Origin of the sequence: Streptomyces sp. GQFP, from assembly GCF_021545335.1 — a bacterium.
Taxonomy (GTDB): Bacteria; Actinomycetota; Actinomycetes; order Streptomycetales; family Streptomycetaceae; genus Streptomyces.
In genome coordinates, this window is the sequence record NZ_CP089312.1 from 1365394 (window position 1) to 1386124 (window position 20731).

The 20731-nt window shown below is 69.5% G+C and carries 13 protein-coding genes; 12 read left to right on the forward strand and 1 reads right to left on the reverse strand.

The features are described from left to right. Positions 1–30: 30 nt before the first annotated feature. From LUX31_RS06030 to LUX31_RS06055, 6 genes are all read left to right on the forward strand, one after another. The gene (locus tag LUX31_RS06030) at positions 31–5118 is read left to right on the forward strand and encodes a wHTH domain-containing protein (RefSeq protein WP_235473681.1); all 5088 of its coding nucleotides are present in this window, start codon (positions 31–33) and stop codon (positions 5116–5118) included. Next, positions 5115–5450, forward strand: coding sequence for a hypothetical protein (locus LUX31_RS06035; protein WP_235473682.1), 336 nt, complete (start codon positions 5115–5117; stop codon positions 5448–5450). Before LUX31_RS06030 ends, LUX31_RS06035 begins: the two co-directional genes overlap by 4 nt. Next, on the forward strand, positions 5447–6049 hold the full coding sequence (locus tag LUX31_RS06040; RefSeq protein WP_235473684.1) for a hypothetical protein: 603 nt from the start codon (positions 5447–5449) through the stop codon (positions 6047–6049). The genes LUX31_RS06035 and LUX31_RS06040 overlap by 4 nt, the downstream gene beginning before the upstream one ends. A gap of 157 nt (positions 6050–6206) precedes the next feature. Further along, positions 6207–8309 carry an MMPL family transporter gene (locus tag LUX31_RS06045; protein ID WP_235473685.1) on the forward strand — a complete coding sequence of 701 codons (2103 nt, stop codon included), beginning with the start codon at positions 6207–6209 and terminating at the stop codon, positions 8307–8309. Positions 8310–8478: 169 nt separating this feature from the next. Beyond that, entirely contained in the window at positions 8479–9723 is a 1245-nt protein-coding gene (locus tag LUX31_RS06050) for a L,D-transpeptidase (RefSeq protein ID WP_235473687.1), read from the forward strand. Positions 9724–9890: 167 nt separating this feature from the next. Beyond that, complete coding sequence (locus LUX31_RS06055; protein WP_235473689.1) at positions 9891–11282, forward strand: glycoside hydrolase family 16 protein; 1392 nt, start codon at positions 9891–9893, stop codon at positions 11280–11282. A 70-nt stretch (positions 11283–11352) separates the two neighbouring features. Here the strand turns inward: LUX31_RS06055 and LUX31_RS06060 are convergent, their stop codons facing one another. Continuing rightward, complete coding sequence (locus LUX31_RS06060; RefSeq protein ID WP_235473691.1) at positions 11353–12288, reverse strand: helix-turn-helix domain-containing protein; 936 nt, start codon at positions 12286–12288, stop codon at positions 11353–11355. Positions 12289–12444: 156 nt separating this feature from the next. Here LUX31_RS06060 and tkt point away from each other — a divergent pair, with 156 nt between their 5' ends. From tkt to gnd, 6 genes are read left to right on the forward strand one after another with little or no spacing between them, the layout of a single operon-like run. Continuing rightward, a complete protein-coding gene (gene tkt, locus LUX31_RS06065) occupies positions 12445–14520 on the forward strand; it encodes a transketolase (RefSeq protein ID WP_235473693.1) in 2076 nt (691 codons plus the stop codon). A gap of 19 nt (positions 14521–14539) precedes the next feature. Further along, complete coding sequence (tal, locus tag LUX31_RS06070) at positions 14540–15688, forward strand: transaldolase (RefSeq protein ID WP_235473695.1); 1149 nt, start codon at positions 14540–14542, stop codon at positions 15686–15688. Further along, on the forward strand, positions 15685–17265 hold the full coding sequence (zwf, locus tag LUX31_RS06075; RefSeq protein ID WP_235473696.1) for a glucose-6-phosphate dehydrogenase: 1581 nt from the start codon (positions 15685–15687) through the stop codon (positions 17263–17265). The genes tal and zwf overlap by 4 nt, the downstream gene beginning before the upstream one ends. Beyond that, on the forward strand, positions 17262–18197 hold the full coding sequence (gene opcA / locus LUX31_RS06080; RefSeq protein WP_235473698.1) for a glucose-6-phosphate dehydrogenase assembly protein OpcA: 936 nt from the start codon (positions 17262–17264) through the stop codon (positions 18195–18197). The genes zwf and opcA overlap by 4 nt, the downstream gene beginning before the upstream one ends. Further along, entirely contained in the window at positions 18190–19851 is a 1662-nt protein-coding gene (gene pgi / locus LUX31_RS06085; protein WP_235473700.1) for a glucose-6-phosphate isomerase, read from the forward strand. Before opcA ends, pgi begins: the two co-directional genes overlap by 8 nt. A 1-nt stretch (position 19852) precedes the next feature. Further along, complete coding sequence (gnd, locus tag LUX31_RS06090; RefSeq protein WP_235473701.1) at positions 19853–20731, forward strand: phosphogluconate dehydrogenase (NAD(+)-dependent, decarboxylating); 879 nt, start codon at positions 19853–19855, stop codon at positions 20729–20731.

The window sequence follows — 20731 nt, forward strand, 5'->3', positions numbered from 1 at the left end:
AGCGCGCCGAAGTCGCGCTAACGTCCCCGCGTGACGATCAGACGATCCGCCCTTCTCATCGGAGTGGGCGACACCCCGCGTGCCGCGTCGAGGTTCGGTTCCCTGACGGAGCCGGTGGCACAGGACCTCGAAGCGATGGGGACACAGCTCGCCGCGTCGGGCTACTCCGTCCACACCCTCGGGCAGGGCGACGACGGGCAGGTGGAGCGGAACGACATCACCACCGCGCTGGAGCGGGCGGCCCAGGAGGAGTGCGAGCTGCTGCTCGTCTACTTCACGGGGCACGGAGTGCACGTCGGAGACACCGACTACCTGGTTCCCGGGGACGCGCTCGCCCCCGCGCGCGGCCAGCAGTGGTCGAAGGCCCAGCTCGACTCGCTCCTCCCCGTCGACATGACGTCCTACCTGGCAGGATGCAAGGCGGAGTCGGTCGTCTACATCGTGGACGCATGCCGTGACAGCGCGCCCGACGACGACTCGGCGGGCTTCGGCGCCACCACCGTCCGCGCCCCGTCGAAGCGGCTGGCGCTACTGGTCGGCTGCGATCGCGAGGAACGCTGCCAATTCGACGCCACCGGAAGCCACTTCACCCGCGCACTCGCCGAGGCCCTGGACCCGTACGCCCCTCAGCGCACCCTCGAAACGGTGTTCCGCCAGGCCAAGGAGCGCACCACCGACTACGCGCGCCGCACCGGCGAGCAACACCCCCAGGTGAGCTACGCGCCCGGGGACGAGCCCGCCTCGGCCTTCCCTGAGCTGTGCGAGGGCACGGAGATCCCGCTGCGCTGGCGCGAGGACGTGGAGAAGGCCCCGTTGTGGATCTCCGGACCGGGTGTGGAGGGCCCGGACTCACCCATGCGGGAGCGCATCGCCGAGTTCGCGCGCGAATGCGCCGTCTCCGTCCTCAAGGACCGGCGCCGCTTCGACGACCCGTGGAACGACCCCGGGCTGCCCACCCGGACCGTGCGCCGGGTGATGCCGGAGCTGCTGCACGGCGGCACCGACCGTTCCCCGGTCGAGACCGGGCTGCTGGTGGCCCTGCCGTTCCTGCGGGAGGCCATGTGGGCCCGCAAGCTCAGCAGGCTCTCCGAGGCGGACCCGTTGAACCTGGATCCGGTACGCCACGACGAGAACCGCTCCAAGATGCGCAACGAGCTTCAGTACGTGCACGAGAGCCACCCTCAGCTGCTGCGCAAGGCCCGTGGTCACGGCCGACGGGGTGAGAGCGAGGCACACCGGGCGCTGGCCGCGTGGCTGGCCCACCGTTGGGTGGCCGAGCAGTTGGTCGACGCGCCCGACTCCGGCGGGCTGGAGCTGATCGGCCGCCTGGCCAGGGCGCTGCTCGGACCGGGGCAGGACCACCAGGAGCAACTCGACGAGGTTCGCTGGCTGTTGGCGAAGAGCATCCGGTTCCTGGCCGACGACCCCGTCGATCTGGCCTCGTACAACCCCTACCTGGCGGACGCGCCCACGGCCCTCACGACCGCCGAGGAGCGGTGCCCGGTACGGCTGTGGAGCGTGCTGGGGCTGGTTCGGCTCGCCGGTCTCCTCGCCGCCGACATCCGGCAGTTCCCCGATGTCCTGCCCGATCACGTGGGTGTGGCCGACCCGGTCCGGCCGGCCGATGTCGTGCGTACCCTGCACGATCAGCTGGAGTGGGCCAACGAGGGCAACGACCTGCACCTGAAGATGCTGTGCCCGCACCCGGCGCTCCACGAGGGCCTCACCGACCTCGCGCTGCGCGCGGACACCGTTCTGCGTGCCCTGCACACGGCCCGGGAACAGCAGCGCGGTGACTTCCCCGACCGGCTGCCGGGCCGGGTCACCACCCGGGATCTGCTGCCCGCGCGGCGCCCGCAGTCGGAGGAACGCGTCTACTCCGCCCCGCTGTTGCGCTTCGCACTGGCCCAGGACGAGATCCGCGAACTGCTGATGGGTCATCAGCTGTACGGCGACCGGTCCCTGGCCGTACGGGAGTTGTACCAGAACGCCGCCGACGCCTGCCGCTACCGCGAGTTGAGGTGGGAGTACCTGAGGCGCAAAGGCGGCGCCCCCTCCAAGTGGACCGCGGAGATCCGTATCACCCAGGGCCGTGAACCGTCCGTGGACGGCCGCCCGGGCCGCGCCTACATCGAGTGCCGCGACAACGGCGTCGGTATGGGCCGGGCCCAGCTGGAGCAGACGTTCAGCCGGGCCGGCCGCCGCTTCTCCCAGACCCGCGCGTTCCGGCAGGAACAGGCCCGCTGGCTGGAGGAGGCCCCCGAGCTGCAGCTCTACCCGTACAGCCGGTTCGGCATCGGCGTACTCAGCTACTTCATGATCGCCGACGAGGTCACCCTGGTGACCCGCGAGGTGGACGCCGAGGGTTCGATCGCCCAACAGGCCCTGATCGTCGACATTTCGAGCAGCAGCGGCCTGTTCCGGATCCGGCGGTACGAGGACAAGGACGGGGGTGATCCGATACGGGACGGGGGGACTCTGGTCCGGCTGATGCTGAGCGAGCCGGAGGGGAACGAGGGGTTGGTGTCGGCGCTGGATGTGCTGAGACACCAAGTACGGCTGAACGAGCATGAGTTGGTCCTCTGCGAAGAGGGCGGCGAACCTGTGGTGTGGCCGGCGGGAGAGCTGCGGCACCCCGCCCCCCGGGACGAACCCAGGTTCGTCCCGCCGCTCGACGCCCAAGGCCACGTGTGGTGGGTGCCGAACACGGGCATGGTGCTCGCCGACGGCATCGTCACCTCGCAGGAACCCTTCGGATACGTCATCAATCTGACCGGCCCCCACGCCCCGCAGCTCAGCGTCAACCGCAACAGTCTGCTGGGCTGGGACCGGGAGTGGGCCACCGAGGAGGTGCGCCGGGCCGTGGCCGACCTGGCCGGGTGGGAAGGACTGGACCTCCAGTGGCTGTGGAGTCTGGAGGAGGACAAGGACTCACTGGCCAGGACCGTGGCCGCCGAGCTGGCCGGAAGCGGGCTCACCCTGCCCGTCCGGCGGATCTCCGCCCATCATCAGCCGGACGTCAGTCTCGACTCCGTCGGCTGGTTTCCGGATGACGGCAGCCTCCTTCCGCCGGAGCCCGGAACCTCTGCCCCCGGCGGCACCGACCTCACCGAATCGTGGCGCCTGGCGGTCCTGCGCGACCAGGGCATCCGCTTCGTCGACGACGTGGGCAGAACGGTCGTGCTCCCCGAGAACGTCACCGGGCACCCCGTACCGCGCCCGGGCGACAACAAACTCCTCGACAACATGACCAGCGACATCAGGGACCTGGCCACCTACACTCGCGCATACGACCGGACCCTCGCCGAGGCTCTGCGTGACCTGCGTCGTTTCGCGATTCTCGGCCCCCGCCTGGAGATCCCCCCGGTCGCGGCGGACGACACGCCCGCCCTGGATTTCGTTCCCGAGAGCGTCGACCTGGAGTTGCTCACCTGGATGCGCGAGTGGGCGGAGCCCGGCAGGGCTCAATGGCAGCCCGCCGCGGGGGCGTTGTTCTCCATATCGGCCGACAGCGGTCAGAGCATCGGCGCGCTGCTGGAGCGCTGCCGCCAGTACGCACCGCTCGGCCTGACCGTCCCCGAAGTGCCGGTCGCCGACATCGCCGCTCATGTCGCGACCTCCAGGGAAGCCGAACTGTTGGCGGGTTGGACGGAGAACGAGCGCCACAACAGCGTCGACGGGCTGCCGGTACACGTCCTGCCGGTCCATATCGCCCGACTGGCTGAGAGGCTCGCGCTCACCAGCGCCGAGGTCCTGGCACAGCTGCGGCCCTGGGAGTTCCTCGGCTATCGGCTGCCGTCGGAGGACCAATTGTTGGCGGCCGCCCCCAGCTCGGACCAGTGGGAGATGTTCAGTCGGTTCTGGGACCCGTCCAAAGACCTGCGGACGCCCACCCTCCAGTCCCTGCTGGCGGAGGCGGCACGCCGCAAGATCACGGTCAACGCCCTCCTGCAGTCCGTCGGAGATCTCGCCGCCCAGGCCGGAATGCGGCTGCCCGACCTGAGCCCGGGGCCGGCCGAGGCCCGCCCGTTGGAGGAGAGCGATCTGAAACTGCTCACGATCGACGGGAGCACCAGGAGTCCGTTGCCCACCCAGTCGATCCCCATCGACGTCCTGGCTCTGTGCTACGCCCCCGGGGGAAGAGTGCCCGGCCTCGGCGCGGACCTGGACTACGAGCCGTGGGACGCCTTCGTGTCCCGTCTTCGGCGGCTGGAAGAGCTCGGCATGGGCGTCCCCGACGATCTCGAACCCCTCCGCCACTGGCTGGACCTCTCCCCGCGCGACCGCATCGCCCTCCTCATCAGCAGCCTCGACCCCGGTGTCCCCTGGACCGCGGCCACTCTGGTCTGTGCGGCGGGCGAGCTGGGGGAGTCGCTGGGTGACTCCCTGCGGCGGCTGACCACTCACGGGCCCAAGCTCCGCAAGAAGTCCCCGGCTCTTTCGCCTGCGGCCCTCGATCTCACGCCGGGCGACGGTGGCTCCGCCCTATTGACGGAGTTGAGCGGTATCGAAACCGGCGAGCCCTTCCGGGCGGTCTGGAACGACATCACACCGTTCCGACTCGCCGAATACAGCCACCAGGCCAAACTCACCATCGACGAGGCACTCGACCAACTCGCCCCGTACCGCGCCCTCGGCGCGCCGATCCCCGAACTCACCGACGCACAACGTGCCTCGGTGACCGGACTCGTACCCGACAAGCACGACCTCCTCGCCCTGTCCGCGTACATGGCCCTCAAGCAACCGCGGGCCTCCTCCCCCATCAGACCCCTGGAGCTGGTGGCCATAGCCGCCCGCCTCGGCCGGACCGTCCAGAGGGTGCACGAGCGACTCAGCCGCTACGAACCCCTCGGCGTCGTCCTCGACGTCCCCGACGCCCCGGACACCCTCCCCCTCTGGCAGGATCTCGTCCTCCTCAGCGAGGGCCTCAACGGCCAGGAACCGGCCCTCCACGGCACCGTCTCCGCAGCCCAGGTCGCATCCCTGGCCCGCGAACTGGACACCGACAGCGCCTGGGTGACGGAGCGCCTGCGCGTCTACGCGGCCATGTTCCAGCTGGACGTCGCCGAGACCGAAGCCGCCGACGCCTCGAACGCACCCCAGGAGCAAGCAACTTGAGCACCCCTCCCCACCAGCAGAACCTGGAATACGCCCAGGTCGACGTCGGGCGGGTCGACGACCTCTTCCAGGTCACCGCCGACACCGACGGAATCACCGTCACCGGCGTCTGCCCCCGCTGCGACGGCGGCACCTCCACCACGTTCCCCCTGGGGATCGCGGGCACGAAGGGCCTGTTCCCCTGGTCCAAGGACAAGGTGCCGTCCCTCGCGGAACAGGCCGCTCTCAAGGCAACCGAGACGTTCTTCTGCGAATGCGGCTTCGCGCACTCCGGGCAGCCGGAGAACACCCTCTTCGAGGGCTGCGGCGCCCAGTGGAAGTTCAAGCCTTGAGCGCCGGTGCGGACCGTCGTTGGGAGGAGCTGGCCCGGGAACTCCAGTTCAGTCAGCTCGACCAATTGCGCAAGCAGGCGGAGGGCTGGCGCAACGGGCTGATCGGGCTCACGGCGCTCGTCACGGTCCTCGCCGTACTCAAGGGCCGCGACGACCTGTCCAAGCTCCCCTCGCCCTGGCAGACCGTCGCGACCGTGCTGCTCGGTTCGGCCTTCCTGCTCCTCGTGGTGGGTTCGCTGATCGCTGTGCGCGCCTCCTTCGGCAAGCCCGGCGAAGTGCTCCATCTCGGCGGGCAGTCGCTGCGGAAATGGACCCTCACCGAGATCCGGCGGGTGCGCCAGGCGTTGTACCTGAGCATGATCGCCTTCACCCTCGGCATGACCCTCGTAGCCGCCGCCCTAGGCGTCTCCTGGACCCGGACCGAGGACCCCGCCGCCGACCTCGTCAAAGTCGCCACCGCCACAGGGGATTTCTGCGGACAGCTCGTCTCCTACACCCCCGCGAACGTCACCCTCCTCCCCACCACGGGCGACACCACCAAACCCCTCGTACTCCGCACCGCCGACGTCCGGAAGATCACCCCGGCGACCGCCTGCTGACCCCTGCGCGACGCCCCTCCCCCGCACGACCCATACCGCCCCGCCCCTCCCCCGCAAGAGCGACCCCCGAAACCCCTCCCCCCGGCGATCCCCCCACCCCCCGCCCGGCAGCAGCCTGTTCGGTGACATCAAGTCCACCGATCCCGTGGGAGGGACCGTGCTCGCCACCGTCACCCGGGCGACAACTCGCCGCCCGCTCACCGTCATTGCCGTCTGGGTGCTCTTTCTGCTGCTGGGGTTCGGTCTCGGGACCGGTGTCTTCGGCAAGCTGTCCGACGATGTTCCGGACGTTCCGGGGACCGAGTCCGAGGTGGCCGCCGCCTATCTCGACGGGGTGTCCCCGACCGGGGAGACCCTCACCGGTGTCGTCGCCGGACTCGCCGTGTCCGACCCCGGGCTGCGGGCCCAAGTCGAGCGGGCCGTCGCCGAGTTGCGTGCCGTCGACGGTGTCGCCGCCGTGCCCGACCCGTACGTCACCGAGGGGCTCGTCGCCGAGGACGGGCGGGCCGTGATCATCCCTGTCACGTTGAAGAGCGGGCTCGACGACGATGCCGAGGACTCCGTCATCGACTCGGCCGTCGATCGGATCGAGGCGATCGACGCTCCCGAAGTGCATGTCAGCGGCGGGCCGTTGCTCGGGAAGCAGTTGGGCGGGCAGGCACAAGAGGACGTCAAGAAGGCCGAGTTGATCTCCCTGCCGGTCGTGCTGGTGCTGCTGTTCGTCATCTTCGGCGGGCTGCGTGCCGCCGGGCTGCCCCTGCTCGTCGCCGTCAGTGGCATCGCGGGCGCGTTTCTCGCGCTGTTCCTCTTCAGCCAGGTCACCGACATCTCCGTGCACGCCATCCAGGTGACGACCATGCTCGGGCTCGGACTCGCCGTCGACTACGCCCTGTTGATGGTGGTCCGGTTCAGGGAGGAGCGCCGGCACACCGACGACGTCGTCGAGGCCGTCCACCGAACCGTCACCCGCGCCGGACGGACCGTGCTGTTCTCCGGGCTCACCGTCGCCGTCTGTCTGACCGGGCTGCTGATCTTCCCGAGCACCTTCCTGCGCAGCATGGGGCTGGCCGTGGCCGCCGTGGTCGTCGTCGACATGCTGGCCGCGCTCACCCTGCTGCCCGCCCTGCTGACGCGGTTCGGCGCGAAGATCCCCCCGGCCAAGGTGCGGGCCGACGGTGAGGAGGGCAAGGTGTTCGCCCGGCTCGCCACCTTCGCCGCGCGCCGTCCGATCGCCGTGCTCGTGGCGGTCGTACCCGTGCTGCTCGTCCTCGCGCTGCCCGTGACCGGGATGAAGATCAACCTCGGGGACGCGACCCAGCTGCCGACCAGCAGCGAGGCACGGCAGTTGCAGGACACCGTACGGGCGCACTTCCCGCCCGGTGTCGGGGTCACGCCCATCACCGTCGTCCTGAAGCCGGGCGCCGACCCCGCGACCGCCGACCGGATCAGCGCCCTCTCGCCGACCACCCAGGCCCGTACGCTGCCCGGTGGGACGACCGTGCTGGAACTCCAGCCGAGCGGCAGCGTCGACGGGAAGGCCGCGACCGATCTCGTCGAGCGGATCAGGGACGTACGCGGTGCCGAGCCCGTCCAGGTCACCGGTCCCGCCGCGCAGCTGGTCGACTTCCGGGAGATGCTCGCCGACCGGGGGCCCTGGGCCGCCGTCACCGTCCTGATCGGGATCTTCGCGCTGCTGTTCGCCTTCACCGGGTCGGTGCTGATCCCGCTGCGGACCATCGCCACGACGCTGCTCAGCCTCGGTGCCGCGCTCGGTGTGGTCGTCTGGGTGTTCCAGGACGGGCATCTGGCCGGGCTCCTCGGCTCCGAGGAGCTGGGCTCGCTCAGCCTGACCGCGCCGCCGCTGATCATCGCGATCGCGTTCGGGCTGGCGATGGACTACGAGCTGTTCATCCTGGCCCGGATGCGCGAGGCCCGCGCCCAGAGCGGTGACGACCGTGAGGCCGTGGTGACCGGGCTGCGCCGCTCCGGCCGCGTCGTCACCTGCGCCGCGCTGCTGCTCGCCGTCGTCTTCGGCGCGTTCATGACGGGCGGCTTCGCGCCCATCCTGGAGATCGGGCTCGGGCTGACGCTGGCCGTGCTGATCGACGCGACGGTCGTACGGATGCTGCTGGTCCCGGCGACCATGGCGCTGCTGGGACGCCGGGCCTGGTGGGCGCCGCCGCCGCTGCGCCGCGTGCACGACCGGTTCGGACTGCGCGAGGAGGCGCCGGTGCCGGAGCGGGTGACGGTCGACGCCTGAGCCTCCGGAGTGCGGGGCGGTCCCTGGTGGGGCCGCCCCCTTGGCGTGCTCTGGCGTCCTTACCTGAATCTCAGACGGTGAGCGCCCGTTTCAAAGAACAAACCCATACAGAAAGCGCACCATGCATGCGCAGTATCGATCACTCCTGGTCATTTCAGAAAGGCGTGCCGTGGGCGTTCCGCACATATCGAACCCGTCCGAGCCGAGCGGACAGCAGCCATCGGCGTGGTCACGGCGCGGGGTCCTCGCCGTGCTCGGAGTCGTCCCGGCCGCCGTGCTCACCGGCTGCAGCAGCTCCGCCGACGCCTCGGCGGCGACCAAGGCGAGCGCGAGCGCCTCCGCGAAGGCCGCCAGGAAGGCCGTCGTCACCGTCACCCCGGCCGACGGCACCCAGCACGCCGACTTCGCCGCCCCCGTCGAGGTCACCGTCACCGACGGCACCCTCACCTCCGTCACGGTCACCGGCGGGGACGGCAGCGTGCTGGCCGGGGCCCTGGACGCGGCCCGTACGAAGTGGACGTCCACCGGGAACCCGTACTCCGGGACGACGTACAAGGTGTCCGCGCAGGTCACCGACGCCGCCACGCACACCGCGACCTTCACCACCGCCTCGCCCTCCGCGACCTTCGTCGGGTACTTCACGCCGGAGGCCGACTCCACCTCCGGTGTCGGTATGCCGGTGTCGATCAACTTCACGGAGGCGGTCACCGACCGGGCCGCCGTCCAGAAGGCGATCACCGTGACCGCCGAACCGGCCGTCGAGGTGGTCGGGCACTGGTTCAGCGACACCCGGCTCGACTTCCGGCCGGAGACCTACTGGGCCGCCGGTACGAAGATCACGCTCGGGCTGCGACTCAAGGATGTCGAGGGCGCGGACGGGGTCTACGGCACCCAGTCCAAGGACGTCACCTTCCACATCGGCCGCGAGCAGATCAGCACGGTCGACCTGGCCGCGAAGACCATGACCGTCCAGCGGGACGGCGCGACCACGGCCACCTATCCCGTCTCCGGCGGCGACGCCGAGCACACCACCTGGTCCGGGATCATGGTGATCAGCGAGCGGTTCAAGCAGACCCGGATGGAGTCCTCGACGGTCGGGCTCGGCGACGAGTACGACATCTCCGACGTCCCGCACGCCCAGCGCCTGACCACGTCCGGCACCTTCGTGCACGGCAACTACTGGGCCTCGACCTCGGTGTTCGGCAGCACCAACACCAGCCACGGCTGCGTCGGCCTGCACGACACGAAGGGCGCGAACGACACCTCCGTACCGGGCTACAAGTTCTACGACAGCTCGATGCTCGGGGACGTGGTGATCGTCAAGAACTCGGGCGAGGTGACGGTGGACCCCGCCAACGGCCTCAACGGCTGGAACCTGTCCTGGGCGGACTGGAAGGCGGGCAGCGCGGTTTAGCACGTATGCGGTGTTCATGACGTGAACTTCCGCGCCAGGAAAGGACTTTCCCTGCTTTAAGTCTTGACGGCCCCGGTACCGGAGAGCACATTGGGCCCACTTTGAGAGCGCTCTCAAGCCTTCTCGAAGACACCCGCGCTCACTTCTCCGTACCGAGAGGCACCCCCATGAGTGAAACCTCCGGCATACCCAGACGGCGACGGGCTCTCGTCGCCGTCCTGAGCACCCTCGGTCTGGCCGCCGCCGTGGCGACGGCGGCCACCCTCCCCGCCGGCGCCTCCGCGCCCACACCCCCCACCGGCTGGACGCAGGTCTTCGTCGACGACTTCGACGGCACCGCCGGGACCGGCGTCTCCACCACCAACTGGCAGTACGCGACCGGGACTTCGTATCCCGGCGGGCCGGCCAACTGGGGCACCGGCGAGATCGAGACGATGACGAACAGCACCAACAACGTCTCGCTCGACGGCAGCGGCAACCTCCGCATCACCCCGATCCGCGACTCCGCCGGCAACTGGACCTCGGGCCGCATCGAGACCAACCGCACCGACTTCCAGCCCCCGGCGGGCGGCAAGTTGCGCGTGGAGGCCCGCCTCCAGGTGCCGAACGTCACCGGCGCTTCCGCGCTCGGCTACTGGCCCGCCTTCTGGATGCTCGGGTCACCCTACCGGGGCAACTACCAGAACTGGCCGAGCGTCGGCGAGATCGACATCATGGAGAACACCCAGGGCCTCAACACCATTTGGGGCACCCTGCACTGCGGTACGAGCCCGGGCGGCCCCTGCAACGAGACGACCGGCCTCGGCTCCACGACCACCTGCACCGGCACCACCTGCCAGGCCGGCTTCCACACGTACAGCATGGAGTGGGACCGCTCGGTGAGCCCGGAGGCGATCCGTTTCTACGTCGACGGCACCAACTACCACACGGTGACCGCGAACCAGGTCGACGCGACGACCTGGTCGAACGCCACGAACCACGGCTTCTTCATCATCCTGAACGTGGCGATGGGCGGCGCCTTCCCGGCCGCGTTCGGCGGCGGCCCCGACGCCAACACGGTCTCCGGGCGCCCGATGGTCGTCGACTACGTCCAGGTGCTCCAGTCGACCACCGGCGGCGGTACGACCACTCCCCCGCCGACCGGCTCCCGGGACGCGTACAGCGCGATCCAGGCCGAGTCGTACAACAGCCAGTCGGGCACCCTCACGGAGACCACCACCGACACCGGCGGCGGCCAGAACATCGGCTCGCTCGCCAACGGCGACTGGGCGCTCTACCAGGGCGTCAACTTCGGTTCCACGGCGGCCACCCAGTTCGTCGCCCGGGTCGCGAGCGGCGCGAACTCGGGCGTGAGCGGGCTGGTCGAGGTGCGTCTCGACAGCCGTACGAACACACCGATCGGCAGCTTCTCGATCGGCAACACGGGCGGCTGGCAGAGCTGGCGGACGGTACCGGCGAACATCAGCTCCGTCACCGGCACCCATGACGTCTACCTGACCTTCACCAGCGGCCAGGCGCAGGACTTCGTGAACGTGAACTGGTTCAACTTCGGTCACTGATACGGAGGTTGTACGAGCGTTGCCGGAGGGGCGGGCCATCAGGTCCGCCCCTCCTTCCTTTCCGTCTCCCTCAGCGCAGCTCCGCGCGGAACGCCACCGGCGTGGTCCCCGTGTGGAGTTGGAAGAACTTGGAGAAGTTCGCCGCGTCGGGAAAGCCGACGGCCACGCCCACCCGTCCGATCGGCAGGGAGGTGTGGGCCAGCAGCCGCTTCGCCTCCAGGACCACGCGCTTGTCGATGAACCCCTTGGGCGTCTCACCGGTCGCGGCGCGCACCGCGCGGACGAGGGTGCGCCGGGAGTAACCGAGGGCGTCGGCATACGCGCTGACGCTGTGATTGGTGGCGAAGCCCTTCTCCACCGCGTCCCTGAACAGGGTGAAGGTGGTGTCCGTCCGGCCGCGCGCCGCCTCCGCCGAACTCGTCGCGAGATGGGACAGGCGCAGCAGGAACGCCGTGAGGGAGTGGCGCAGTACCGAGGTGTGCACGCCTATCGGGAGGGTGGCCGTGTCCTCGTACTCTCGGCCCAGTTGCGCCAAGGCCGTCTGCAGGCCCGCGAGTTGGGGAGCGTCCGGGCGCAGCAGCGGCGGCAGGTCGTAGCGGTAGAGGCCGGTCGCCTCGACGGTGGCGCGGGGCAGGAAGCCGGGTTGCATGGTGAGGACGGTGCCGTGGTACTCGCTGGTGCGGGAGAAGCGGTGGACCTGACCCGGGCGGATCCACAGCAGGTCGCCCGCTGTCACCTCGTACTCGGCGAAGTCGATCATGTGGGTCACCGGGCCCTCGTCAAACAGCATCACGATGTGGAAGTCGATGCGGTGGACGCGGTCGAGCGGGGCGTCCTCGTGCCAGGTGCGGTCGGGTGACATCGAGCCGACCTGCATGCCCACGCCCAGGACGCTCAGACCGACCGGGAAGGGAAACGTCCTGATGCCGTCGCCGTCCCGGAGAGTGCCCCGGGCGGTGTCTTGGGTGGTGCCTTGGGTGGCGCCTTGGGTGGTTCTGTCCGCCATGTCCTTCTCTTGCCGACTCGGCCCCGCTGTCCGTGTCCCACTTTCACCAAAGGGTGACACACAGGCACCTGGCCTCGTAAAAGTCAGACTTTTAAGTTTGAACACGCCCGAGCAGTTCGTAGCGGTTCGCACCGCCCTATCGAGGATTTCTTGAAGATGACGCCGCAGACATCCGACAGCCTCCAGTGGACCGATCTCGACCGACGTGCCGTCGACACAGCCCGTGTACTCGCGGCCGACGCCGTGCAGAAGGTCGGCAACGGGCACCCCGGCACGGCGATGAGCCTGGCCCCCGCCGCGTACACGATCTTTCAGAAGGTGATGCGACACGACCCCGCGGATCCCGAGTGGACCGGCCGTGACCGCTTCGTCCTCTCCCCGGGCCACACGTCGCTGACCCTCTACACCCAGCTGTTCCTGTCCGGGTACGAGCTGGAACTGGACGACCTCAAGGCCTTCCGGACGCACGGTTCGAAGACCCCGGGTCATCCCGAGTACGGCCACACGGCCGGTGTGGAGACGACCACCGGCCCCCTCGGTCAGGGCGTCGCCAACGCGGTCGGCATGGCGATGGCCGCCCGTTACGAGCGCGGCCTCTTCGACCCCGAGGCGCCGGAGGGTACCTCCCCCTTCGACCACACCGTCTGGGCGATCGTCTCGGACGGCGACCTGGAGGAGGGCATCTCCGCCGAGGCCTCCTCGCTGGCGGGTCATCAGAAGCTCGGCAACCTCGTCTTCGTCTACGACGACAACCACATCTCCATCGAGGGCGACACGGCGACGGCGTTCTCCGAGGACGTGCTCAAGCGGTACGAGGCGTACGGCTGGCAGGTGCAGCGGATCGAGCCCGAACTCGGCGGCGACATCGACGTACACGCGCTGTACACGGCGCTCAAGGAGGCGCAGGCCGAGACCGCGCGCCCCTCGATCATCGCGATGCGCACGATCATCGCCTGGCCCGCCCCGAACGCCCAGAACACCGAGGCCTCCCACGGCTCGGCCCTCGGCGCCGAGGAGATAGCGGCCACCAAGCGTCTGCTGGGCTTCGACCCGTCGCTCTCCTTCGAGGTCGCCGACGAGGTCCTCGCCCACTCCCGCCGGGCCCTCGACCGGGGCGCCGAGGCGCACGCGGCCTGGGACAAGCGGCTCGCCGAGTGGCGTACCGCCAACCCCGAGCGCGCGCAGCTGTTTGACCGGGTCGTCGCAGGTCAGCTGCCCGAGGGCTGGGAGGACGCGCTGCCGGTGTTCGAGGAGGGCACGTCAGTCGCCACGCGTGCCGCGTCCGGCAAGGTGCTCCAGGCGCTGGGCCCGGTCCTGCCCGAGCTGTGGGGCGGCTCGGCCGACCTGGCCGGCTCGAACAACACGACGATCGACAAGACGTCCTCCTTCCTCCCCGCGGGCAACCCGCTCCCGGAGGCGGACCCGTACGGCCGTACCGTCCACTTCGGTATCCGTGAGCACTCGATGGCCGCCGAGATGAACGGCATCGCGCTGCACGGCAACACCCGTATCTACGGCGGCACCTTCCTGGTCTTCTCCGATTACATGCGGAACGCCGTACGGCTGTCGGCGCTGATGCAGTTGCCCGTGACGTACGTGTGGACGCACGACTCCATAGGCCTCGGCGAGGACGGCCCGACGCACCAGCCGGTCGAGCACCTGGCCTCGCTGCGCGCGATCCCGGGGCTGAACATCGTGCGCCCGGCCGACGCCAACGAGACGTCCGTAGCCTGGGCCGAGATCCTCAGGCGGCACGCCACGAACCCGGCCCCGCACGGCCTCGCTCTCACCCGTCAGGGTGTACCGACGTACGCCAGGAACGAGGACGCCGCGAAGGGCGGCTACGTCCTCCGCGAGGCGTCGACCGGTACCCCGGACGTCGTGCTGATCGCCACCGGCTCCGAGGTCCAACTCGCCGTCGCGGCACGCGAGGCACTGGAAGCCGAGGGTGTGGGTACCCGTGTGGTGTCGATGCCGTCCGTGGAGTGGTTCGAGGAGCAGCCGCGCGAGTACCGCGAGAGCGTCCTGCCGCCGTCCGTGAAGGCACGCGTGGCGGTCGAGGCCGGGATCGGTCTGACCTGGTACCGGTACGTCGGTGACCACGGACGCATCGTCTCCCTCGAACACTTCGGCGCCTCCGCCGACGCCAAGACCCTGTTCGCCGAGTTCGGCTTCACCCCCGAGAACGTGGCCCAGGCCGCGCGGGAATCACTTGCCACCGCCCGCGGTTGATCCGATCGCCAGAAGGAAGATGATCATAGTGACCACCGAAACGACCACCACCGCGGGAACCCTGAAGCGCCTCTCCGACGAGGGCGTCTCGATCTGGCTGGACGACCTGTCCCGCAAGCGCATCACGTCCGGCAACCTGGCCGACCTCATCGACACCCACCACGTGGTCGGCGTGACCACCAACCCGTCGATCTTCCAGGCCGCCATCGGCTCCGGCGAGGGGTACGAGGAGCAGCTCGCCGACCTCGCCGCGCGCAGGGTCACGGTCGACGAGGCCGTACGGATGATGACGACCGCCGATGTCCGCGCCGCCGCCGACATCCTGCGCCCGGTGTACGACGCCACAGCCGGACGGGACGGCCGCGTCTCCATCGAGGTCGACCCGCGGCTCGCCCATGAGACGGCGGCGACGATCGCCGAGGCCAAGCAGCTGGCCTGGCTGGTCGACCGGCCCAACGTGATGATCAAGATCCCGGCGACGAAGGCCGGTCTCCCGGCGATCACCGAGGTCATCGGCCTCGGGATCAGCGTCAACGTCACGCTGATCTTCTCGCTGGAGCGCTACCGCGAGGTCATGGCCGCCTATCTGGCCGGCCTGGAGAAGGCGCAGGCCAAGGGCCTCGACCTGGCGAACATCCACTCCGTCGCCTCCTTCTTCGTCTCCCGCGTCGACTCCGAGATCGACAAGCGCCTGACGGTCCTCGGCACGGCCGATGCCCTCGCCCTCAAGGGCAAGGCTGCGCTGGCCAACGCGCGGCTCGCCTACGAGGCGTACGAGGAGGTCTTCGGCGGTGACCGGTGGACCGCCCTCGGCGGCGCCCACGCCAACAAGCAGCGTCCGCTGTGGGCCTCGACCGGCGTCAAGGACCCCGCGTACAAGGACACCCTGTACGTCGACGAGCTGGTCGCGCCCGGCACCGTCAACACCATGCCGGAGGCCACCCTCGCCGCCACCGCCGACCACGGCGACATCCACGGCGACGCGGTGAGCGGCGGTTACGCCCAGGCCCGTGCCGATCTCGCGGCCGTCGAGGGGCTCGGGATCTCGTACGACGAGGTCGTGAAGCAGCTGGAGGACGAGGGTGTCGCGAAGTTCGCGATCGCCTGGAACGACCTGCTCGACGCCGTGACGAAGTCGCTGAACAGCAAGGGAGTTGACGGGGAATGACCGAGGCACCGACCCTGCCGGCCGCCGACATCGAAGCAGCCGTGGAAGCCGCCGCCGACTGGGAGAACCCGCTGCGCGACCGCGGCGACCGCCGGCTCCCCAAGATCGCCGGGCCGTCCGGGCTGGTCATCTTCGGGGTGACCGGTGACCTGTCCCGCAAGAAGCTGATGCCGGCCGTGTACGACCTCGCCAACCGGGGTCTGCTCCCGCCGGGCTTCTCGCTCGTCGGGTTCGCGCGCCGGGACTGGGAGGACGAGGACTTCGCGCAGATCGTGCACGACTCGGTGCGCGAGCACTCCCGTACGGAGTTCCGCGAGGAGGTCTGGCAGCAGCTCGCCGAGGGCATGCGGTTCATCCCCGGCGACTTCGACGACGACCAGGCGTTCAAGCAGCTGCGCTCGGCCGTCGAGGAGCTGGACGCGTCCCGGGGTACGAGCGGCAACTACGCGTTCTATCTCTCCGTACCGCCGAAGTTCTTCCCGAAGGTCGTCCAGCAGCTGAAGAAGCACGGGCTGGCGAAGGCGCCGGAGGGTTCCTGGCGGCGCGCGGTGATCGAAAAGCCGTTCGGGCACAACCTGAAGAGCGCCCGTGCGCTGAACAAGGTGCTGCACGACGTGTTCGACCCGGAGCAGGTCTTCCGGATCGACCATTACCTCGGCAAGGAGACCGTCCAGAACATCCTGGCGCTCCGCTTCGCCAACCAGATGTACGAGCCCATCTGGAACCGGTCGTACGTGGACCACGTACAGATCACGATGGCCGAGGACATCGGCATCGGCGGCCGGGCCGGGTACTACGACGGCATCGGGTCCGCCCGTGACGTCATCCAGAACCACCTGCTCCAACTCATGGCCCTCACCGCCATGGAGGAGCCGCTCGCCTTCGACGTCGACTCGCTCCTCACCGAGAAGCTCAAGGTCCTGAAGTCGGTGAAGCTGCCGGAGCACCTGGGCGAGCACACCGTGCGCGGGCAGTACGCGGCGGGCTGGCAGGGTGGCGAGAAGGCCATCGGCTACCTCCAGGAAGACGGCATCGACCCCAAGTCGAAGACCGACACGTACGCGGCGATCAAGGTGGAGGTGGACAACCGCCGCTGGGCAGGCGTCCCGTTCTACTTGAGGACCGGCAAGCGCCTGGGCCGCAGGGTGACCGAGATCGCGGTCGTGTTCCAGCGGGCCCCCCACTCCCCCTTCGACCACACGGCGACGGAGGAGCTGGGCCAGAACGCGATCGTCATCCGGGTCCAGCCCGACGAGGGCATCACGGTCCGCTTCGGCTCCAAGGTGCCCGGCACCTCGATGGAGATCCGGGACGTGTCGATGGACTTCGCGTACGGCGAGTCCTTCACGGAGTCCAGCCCCGAGGCGTACGAGCGGCTGATCCTGGACGTCCTCCTCGGCGACTCGAACCTCTTCCCGCGCACCGAGGAGGTCGAGCTGTCCTGGCGGATCCTCGACCCGATCGAGCAGTACTGGGGCACGCACGGCAGGCCCGCGCAGTACTCCTCGGGCAGTTGGGGCCCGCAGGAAGCCGACGAGATGCTCGCACGAGACGGACGGAGCTGGCGCAGGCCATGAAAATCGACCTCACCGACACCACGGCAAGCAAGATCAACAAAGCACTGGTGAAGGGGCGACGCGCCATCGGCACCCCTGCCGTGGGCATGGTCCTGACGATGGTGATCGTCACGGACGAGGAGAACGCGTACGACTCGATCAAGGCGTCCGAGGAGGCCTCGCACGAGCACCCCTCGCGCACCCTGGTCGTCATCAAGCGGCACGCCCGCAGCCCGCGCGACCGCACCAACTCCCACCTCGACGCCGAGGTACGGGTGGGCGCGGACGCCGGCACCGGCGAGACGGTCATCCTGCGGACCTACGGCGAGGTGTCCGACCACGCCGACTCGGTCGTCCTGCCGCTGCTGCTGCCGGACGCGCCGGTCGTCGTCTGGTGGCCGGTGGACGCCCCCGAGGTGCCCGCCAAGGACCCGCTGGGCGCCCTGGCCCAGCGCCGGATCACCGACATGTACGCGGTCGAGAAGCCGCTGGTCGCCCTGGAGGCCCGGGTGCGGTCGTACGCGCCCGGCGACACCGACCTGGCGTGGACGCGACTCACCCCGTGGCGCTCGATGCTGGCGGCGGCCCTCGACCAGGCCCGTACGAAGATCATCTCGGCGGCCGTCGAGAGCGAGGCCGAGAACCCGAGCGCCGAACTGCTGGCCCGCTGGCTCGGCGCCCGCCTGGAGGTCAAGGTGGACCGCGTCGTCACCGCGGGCCCGGTCGTCACGGCCGTCCGCCTCGGCACCGACAAGGGCGAGATCGTCATCGACCGCCCCGAGGGCCCGCTCGCCACGCTCACCCTGCCCGGCCAGCCCTCCCGCACCCTCGCGCTGAAGGTGCGCCCCACCTCGGAACTCATCGCCGAGGAGCTGCGCCGCCTCGACGCCGACGAGATGTACGCCGTCGCGCTGCGGGCCAACGGCACCAAGGAGACCGCCAAAAATGTCTGACTCCCCCAGGCTCAGCCGGCGCCCCGAGTGGACCGCGCTGGAGGACCACCGCTCCGACGCGCTCCCCCAGCCGCAGCTGCGTGAGCTGTTCGCCGCCGATCCCGGGCGCGCGGAGCGGTACGTCGTGCGGGTGGGCGACCTGCACATCGACTACTCCAAGCACCTGGTCACCGACGAGACCCTCGCCCTTCTCCAGGAACTCGCCGCCGCCACCGATGTGTTCGGGCTGCGGGACGCCATGTTCCGGGGCGAGCGGATCAACATCACCGAGGACCGTGCGGTCCTGCACACCGCGCTGCGGGCGCCGCGCGACGCGGTCGTCGAGGTCGACGGGGAGAACGTCGTCCCGGCCGTGCACGCGGTCCTGGACAAGCTGGCGGCCTTCGCGGACCGGGTGCGCTCCGGCGAGTGGACCGGACACACCGGCAAGCGCATCAAGAACGTCGTCAACATCGGCATCGGCGGCTCGGACCTCGGTCCCGCGATGGCGTACGAGGCTCTGCGGGCCTTCACCGCACGGGAGTTGACGTTCCGGTTCGTGTCGAACGTCGACGGCGCCGACCTCCACGAGGCCGTGCGGGACCTGGACCCGGCCGAGACCCTCTTCATCATCGCCTCGAAGACGTTCACGACGATCGAGACGATCACCAACGCCACCTCGGCCCGCTCCTGGCTCCTCGCGGGCCTCGGCGGCGACGAGAAGGCGGTCGCCAAGCACTTCGTGGCGCTGTCGACGAACGCCGGAAGGGTCGGCGACTTCGGGATCGACACGGCGAACATGTTCGAGTTCTGGGACTGGGTCGGCGGGCGGTACTCGTACGACTCGGCGATCGGACTGTCGCTGATGATCGCGATCGGCCCGGACCGGTTCCGCGAGATGCTGGACGGGTTCGCGCTGGTCGACGAGCACTTCCGCACTGCCCCGGCGGAGGCCAACGCGCCTTTGCTGCTGGGCCTGTTGGGGATCTGGTACGGCAACTTCCTCGGCGCCCAGTCGCACGCCGTACTGCCCTACTCGCACTACCTCTCCAAGTTCACTGCTTATCTGCAGCAACTGGACATGGAGTCCAATGGCAAGTCGGTCGATCGGGACGGGCTGCCGGTGGAGTGGGAGACCGGGCCGGTGGTGTGGGGCACGCCTGGCACCAACGGGCAGCACGCGTACTACCAGTTGATCCACCAGGGGACGAAGCTGATCCCGGCCGACTTCATCGGCTTCGCCGAACCGGTCGCCGAGCTGGGCGACGAACTCAAGGCGCAGCACGACCTGTTGATGGCCAACTTCTTCGCCCAGACACAGGCGCTGGCCTTCGGCAAGACACCAGATGAGGTGCGGGCCGAAGGGGTCCCGGAGGAACTGGTCGCCCACAAGACGTTCCAGGGCAACCACCCGACGACGACCGTGTTGGCGCGCGAGCTGACCCCGTCCGTGCTCGGCCAGTTGATCGCGCTCTACGAGCACAAGGTGTTCGTCCAGGGCGCCGTCTGGAACATCGACTCCTTCGACCAGTGGGGCGTCGAGCTGGGCAAGGTCCTCGCCAAGCGGATCGAACCCGCGCTCACCACAGGAGCCGATGTCCCCGGCCTCGACTCCTCCACCGCCGCCCTCGTGGCCACGTACCGCACTCTTCGTCACGCCCAGGAAGTGAACTGACATGCAGATTGGTCTGATCGGTCTCGGCAAGATGGGCGGCAACATGCGCGAGCGCATCCGCCGTGCCGGCCACACCGTCATCGGCTACGACCGCAACCCCGAGGTCTCCGACGTGGCGAGCCTCGCCGAGCTGGTCGAGAAGCTCGAAGCGCCGCGCGTGGTCTGGGTGATGGTTCCGGCGGGTGCCGCCACCCAGTCCGTCGTCGACGAACTCGGCGGGCTTCTGGAGTCCGGTGACACGGTCGTCGACGGCGGCAACTCCCGCTGGACGGACGACGAGAAGCACGCCGAGGAGTTGGGCACGAAGGGCATCGGCTTCGTCGACGCCGGTGTCTCCGGCGGCGTGTGGGGCCTCCAGAACGGCTACGCCCTGATGGTCGGCGGCGACAAGGAGCACGTCGAGCGGCTTCACCCGATCTTCGAGGCGCTCAAGCCGGAGGGCCCGTACGGCTATGTCCACGCGGGCAAGGTGGGCGCCGGGCACTTCTCGAAGATGGTCCACAACGGCATCGAGTACGCCATGATGCAGGCCTACGCCGAGGGCTGGGAGCTGCTGGAGAAGGTCGACTCCGTCACGGACGTGCGCGAGGTCTTCCGGTCCTGGCAGGACGGGACGGTCATCCGGTCCTGGCTGCTCGACCTGGCGGTCAACGCCCTTGACGAGGACGAGCACTTGGAGCGGCTGCGCGGTTTCGCGCAGGACTCCGGCGAGGGCCGGTGGACGGTCGAGGCGGCCATCGACAACTCGGTTCCGCTGCCCGCGATCACGGCGTCGTTGTTCGCCCGGTTCGCGTCGCGGCAGGACGACTCCCCGCAGATGAAGATGATCGCGGCGCTGCGCAACCAGTTCGGCGGCCACGCCGTCGAGTCCAAGAAGTAG